At 71.4% G+C, this 2,277-nt stretch carries 3 protein-coding genes; all 3 read left to right on the forward strand.

Annotated elements, in window-relative coordinates:
• Positions 1-21 precede the first annotated feature (21 nt).
• Positions 22-1,107 carry an AI-2E family transporter gene (locus tag AC30N0_RS03465; protein ID WP_489516543.1) on the forward strand — a complete coding sequence of 362 codons (1,086 nt, stop codon included), beginning with the start codon at positions 22-24 and terminating at the stop codon, positions 1,105-1,107.
• Between the two features lie 114 nt (positions 1,108-1,221).
• Positions 1,222-1,446 carry a hypothetical protein gene (locus AC30N0_RS03470; protein WP_489516541.1) on the forward strand — a complete coding sequence of 75 codons (225 nt, stop codon included), beginning with the start codon at positions 1,222-1,224 and terminating at the stop codon, positions 1,444-1,446.
• 31 nt (positions 1,447-1,477) lie between these two features.
• Positions 1,478-2,277, forward strand: an 800-nt coding sequence (locus AC30N0_RS03475) for a DUF748 domain-containing protein (RefSeq protein WP_489516542.1), incomplete at its 3' end; no start/stop codon positions are given.

The following is a 2,277-nucleotide window of genomic DNA, read 5'->3' on the forward strand; positions in this document are numbered from 1 at the left end:
CCGAGCCCGCTCGGCGCCTGCATGAGCCGCCCAGAACCCGCCGCGCCGCCGCACCTCGAGCAGAAGAGCTTCGCCCTGCTGCTCGTGCTTCTCACACTCGCCGTCGCGCTGATCCTGTGGCCCTTCTTCGGCGCCGTGTTCTGGGCCGGGGTGCTGGCCCTGCTGTTCACGCCGGCCTACAACTGGCTGCTGAAGCGCTTGCGCGGCAGGCGTGTGCTCGCGGCCCTGGCGACGCTGTCGATCGTCCTCGTCATGGTGATCCTGCCTCTGACCCTGATCGCCACCTCTCTGTTCCAGGAGGTGACCGGCCTCTACCAGCGCGTCAAGTCCGGCGAGGTCGACTTCGGCCGCTACTTCGAGCAGGTCGTCGCCGCGCTGCCGGCGTGGCTGACCGGCTTGCTGGACCGCGCCGGCATGGGCGAGCTGGCCGTGCTGCAAGAGCGGCTGCGCGCCGGCGTGATGGAGCGCGGCCAGGCCGTCGCCACCCGCGTCGTCGGCATCGGCTCGGACACGCTCGACTTCGTCATCGCCTTCTTCATCGCGATGTACGTGCTCTTCTTCCTGCTGCTCGACGGGCCGCGCATCGTGCGCAACATCCGCCGCGCCGTTCCGCTCCAGCCCGCGCACAAGGACCGGCTGCTGAAGCAGCTCGCGGCGGTGATCCGCGCGACCGTGAAGGGCAACGTCCTCGTCGCCATGGTCCAGGGCACGCTCGGCGGGCTGGCCCTGTGGGTGCTCGGCGTGCACGCGCCCATTCTCTGGGGCGTGGTCATGGCCTTCCTCTCGCTGCTGCCGGCCATAGGCGCAGCCCTGATCTGGGGCCCGGTCGCCATTTACCTGCTGGCCACCGGCGCCATCTGGAAGGGCGTGGCCCTGATCGCCTTCGGCACCATCGTCATCGGCCTGGTCGACAACATCCTGCGCCCGATCCTGGTCGGCAAGGAGACCAAGCTGCCCGACTACGTGGTGCTCATCTCGACCATCGGCGGCCTGTCGATCTTCGGCCTGAGCGGCTTCGTCATCGGGCCGGTGATCGTGGCGATGTTCATCGTCGCCTTCGACATCCTCGCCACCAGCCGCGGCGAGGACCTCGACCCGGTGGAGTAGCGTCGCGCCGGACCCGCAAGCGGGCGAATTCGGCGCCCTCCTACACTGGCGCGCCTGCTTTTCCCTCGCCGACCCGCCTCGCCCGCGCTATGGTCGGCCACCGCCGAAGCCGCCATGGAAGAAGAAGCCAACGCCCGCATCCGGGAACTCGAAGCCCGCCTGGTGGCGCACCGCCTGGTCCTGCAGACGATCGCGCGCCTGCTGTCGGAATCGACGCTCGCCGAGCTGAGGGCCGCGGCCCAAGGCATCGACGACGCCGGCATGCAGGAAGCCAACCCCGACGTGCACATGCGCCGCGTCGCCGAAGAGATCTGGAGCATCCTCGAGCTCGCCGGCTGAGGCCGGCCGCGCGTCGACGCAGAATGCGTCGATGGAGCTCCCCGCCGACCCGCAGGCGCCTGTCGCCGCCGCGCCCCGGTCGCCGCAGCTGCTGATCCGGGCGGCGTGGGCCGCGCTGGCCTTCGTCCTGGTGTGGAGCGCGGCCTGGTTCTACGTGCCGCCGCTTGTCCGCCACGTCGCGGAAAAGGCCGGTGCCGAGACGCTGGGCCGCCGCCTCACGATGGGTGCGATCAGCTTCCAGCCCTGGACCCTGACGCTGGTCGTCGAATCGCTGGCGATCGCCGGCGCGGAGCAGGCCGGTGCCGCGGCGGGGCCGACGGCGACGCCGACCGCCCCGCAGCTGGCGATCGGCCGCATCGAGGCCGACCTGGCGATCGAGTCGGTGCTCCGCGGGGCCCCGGTGGTCGACTCGCTGCGCATCGAAGCGCCCACCCTGCGTCTGGCCCGCGACGCGGCCGGCCGTCTCGATGTCGACGACGTCCTGCAGCGTCTGGCGGCCCGGTTCGCCGCCGACAAGGACGAGGCACCCGCGCGCTTCGCGGTCCACAACATCGTCGTCACCCGAGGCAGCGCCGACCTGCTCGACGCCGGCGTCGAGGCGAGCCACCGCCTCCGCGAGCTCGAGCTCGGCGTGCCCTTCGTCAGCTCGCTGCCGTCGCAGCGCGAGATCCAGGTCCAGCCCCGCCTGGCCTTCGTGCTCGACGGCAGCCGATTCGACTCCGCCGCCGAGGCGACGCCGTTCAGCGACAGCGGCCAGGGGCAGGCCAGCGTCAGGCTCGTGGGTGTCGACGTGGTTCCCTGGCTCGCCTACCTCCCGAAGAACCTGCCGCT

Origin of the sequence: Rhizobacter sp., assembly GCF_031412495.1 — a bacterium.
GTDB lineage: Bacteria > Pseudomonadota > Gammaproteobacteria > Burkholderiales > Burkholderiaceae_C > Schlegelella_A.